General features: G+C 66.0%; 2 protein-coding genes. One reads left to right on the top strand and one right to left on the bottom strand.

Annotated features, from left to right (window positions below; translation table 11 throughout):
• On the bottom strand, nucleotides 1-521 hold a 521-nt coding region (locus WDA27_15215), incomplete at its 3' end, for a hypothetical protein (GenBank protein MFA5892274.1).
• Between the two features lie 165 nt (nucleotides 522-686).
• Between WDA27_15215 and WDA27_15210 the strand changes: the two genes are divergently transcribed.
• Nucleotides 687-2444 carry a CARDB domain-containing protein gene (locus WDA27_15210; GenBank protein ID MFA5892273.1) on the top strand — a complete coding sequence of 586 codons (1758 nt, stop codon included), beginning with the start codon at nucleotides 687-689 and terminating at the stop codon, nucleotides 2442-2444.
• Nucleotides 2445-2920 lie beyond the last annotated feature (476 nt).

Raw genomic sequence — 2920 nt, 5'->3', positions numbered from 1 at the left:
TGCCCAAGGGCGTATGCATAGTCGACGAGCCGGAGGGAGCGGAACAGGTAGGCGAGGGCGAATCCACCCCCAAGAGCCCGGAACCCATCCCGCGCGAGCGAAGAAACGCCCGCTCCGACGATGCGCAACTCGAGCGCGGCCTCGAAAGCGACGATCGTCCCCGCGACGATCACGCCAAATACGAGGCTGGTCCACGGGCTCGACACGATTCGCAGGCTCGGCTCGACCTCACCGGGCCAGAGCACGGCGGCCGCGGCGGTCAGGGCGACGGCGAGCCGAATCGCCCAATCCCAGCGGAAGCCCCCGGGCCACGAAACCAAGACGATGGCAGCCATCGGGAAGAGAATCGTGGGCAGGATCCCCGCGTAGAACTCGAACGCCCCGTCCAGAGCCGTCGTGTCGATCCCAAGCACTCCAAGGTACGCCGTGACCGTGGGAGCCGCAAACCGGATGCCCACCAGGAGAATCGCAAGGGGAAGAAAGATCCGTCCGGTCACGAACGCGGCGAGACGATCCCTCATGCCGTCCACGGGTCCGCAAGTCCCGAGGCCTCCTTAAGCGCGCCGCCGCACGGATGGAAGACATTTCAGAACACTCCTACGAGCGTCGTATCTGTACATCTGCTTACTGTCCATACCAAGCAACCATCCGCAATTGCTGGGTGATGGGCCCGCAGCGGTGGAGCCATGAGGCGAGCGAGGGGAGCAGCGATGGGCTTGTTGGTGGTCATTCTCGTAGCCGTGCTCCTAGCGGGAGGGGCGCCGGGAGTGAGCGCGGTATCGGTCACGGTTCCGTATTCCGCCACGGCCGTGGCGGATGCGGACCTCGACGGGAACCCCGCCACGGGATCCTGGAGCGACGCCCTCTCCGCCGTCGTCCCGCTGGAGAACGGCGCCGCCTCGCCCTACGGTTCGGCGACCCTGTACGCGAAGCACGACGGCGCGAGCGTCTATTTTCGGATCGACGGGAAGATCGACGTGACGTGGGCATCCGCCACGGGCAACCACTTCTGGCTCGGCATGGTCTATGGGTCCATCTCTGGCGGAACGGGACACCACCGGAGTGGCTACGACGGCGTATTCTTCGGGATGTGGAACGGCGCCGCGTACACCCCGCAGCCAACGCCGACAACCCTCAACCCGGTCGACACGAACGGCGGCGCCAAGCCGCCCGCCAAGGACACGAGCCAGAACGACCTGGGCAAGATGGCATACTCGGGCACTGGCGCGCCCTATTCCTTCACCGCGGAGTGGACGAGGAAGCTGAACACGGGCGACGCAAGCGACGTCGTGCTCCTCGCGGACGGCGCCTCTTCCTACTACTTCTACGCGACCACGGACTCCAACGGTGGCGGAAGCAGCGGCGGGTCGATCGACCACAGCAAGATCACGAACGACAACACGATGACGTTCGCGGCGCCTCCGGCCCCGACGACCCATGATGTTGCGGTGACCGCCGCGAGCGCGTCGCCGACGAGCGTCCTCCAGGGCCAGGCAGTCACCGTGAGCGCGACGGTCCAGAACCAGGGTACCGTGGCGGAAACCTTCGCCGTGAGCGCGCACGCGGGGACCATCCTAGTCGCCACGCAGACCGTGAGCAACCTCGCGGCGGGCGCGTCCCAGAGCCTGTCGTTCGCATGGGACACGACCGGCGTGGCCCCCGGGTCGTATCCGATCAGGGTCGAGGCGGCTGCCGTGGCGGGCGAGACGAACCTTGCGAACAACGCCTTCGACGACGCGACCGTTGTGCTGATCGCACCCGTGCACGACGTGGCTGTCACCTCGGTGAGCGTGAGCCCGACGGCGGGCGTCATCGGAGACATCTTCGTGGTCACGGTGACGGCCGCCAACCAGGGGACCCAGGCAGAGACCTTCGATGTGACCGCCCTCGCCAACGGTTCCGCAATCGGGACCAAGACCGTGACGCTGGCCGCGGGCGCGACGACGACACTGACCTTCTCCTGGTCCACGGCGGGCCTCAGCGCGGGAAGCTACGCGATCTCCGCCACGGCCTCGGCGGTCCCGGGAGAGACGGATCTCTCGGACAACACGTTCTCCGATGGGACCGTGAGCCTCTCGGCCCCGCCGCCAGTGACGCCCCTGCTGGGGCTGAACCGCATCTGGCCGGAATGGCGACATGGCTATTCGGGAACGGCGCAGGTCTTTTACGCAAAAGTGAGCAACCTGGGCAGCGTCGGAGCCTACGCACAGGTCGTCTACGACATCTACGACAAGGCGACGGGCGCCAAAGTGGACACGGTGAGCTCGCAGGTTGTCTGGATTCCGGCTGGCGCGGTAGTGGATCGTGTGGCCTTCGCCTCCGACCCCTGGACTGGAGCGCCGGGAGTCTACACGGTCGTCGGCACGCTGTACTACGGAATCGATCCGACCAACCTGAGCATCATGGATGGATCGAAACAGATCAGCCGCTTTGCCATCGTGTGACGGGCCCTCGGGGCCCGTCCCCTTTCCTTTTGCGGCCAGCGTCGACTCCATGGGCGCTGAGCCCTGCTGGGAAAACCGAACGAGGGCGTCTGGGCGAGGCCTGCGCCTTCGTCCGAGCGTGGGATGGAGACATGCGTGGCGGCTCAGAGGCAGGACACCCGCTCGGGTTTTCTCCCCTCGGAGTACTAATCGCGTAGTAGCGGTCGCTTCTTGAGGATCCGCCCGACCAGCCACAAGCCCAAGCACGTGGGTCCTCGCACGCGGAGCGCGTCCAAACCCTCATTCTCCTTTCGACGACTGTTAAAGAATCCTTAACTCCCAGCGCACCGTCACGGTCGTCCGAGGAGGCAGCACCAAATGGCAAATCCGATATTGGCCCTGCTTGCCATCGCCCTCGTCGGAAGTGTCGGCGCGGCCGGCGTGATGCTGCAACCCGCCGACACGAGCCCGGGGACGATGACGGTGACGGGGAAGGT

The organism is Actinomycetota bacterium, assembly GCA_041658565.1.
Classification (GTDB): Bacteria; Actinomycetota; AC-67; order AC-67; family AC-67; genus JBAZZY01.
Note: the sequence above shows the minus strand (reverse complement) of the source record. Positions and strands in the feature narration are given on the sequence as shown.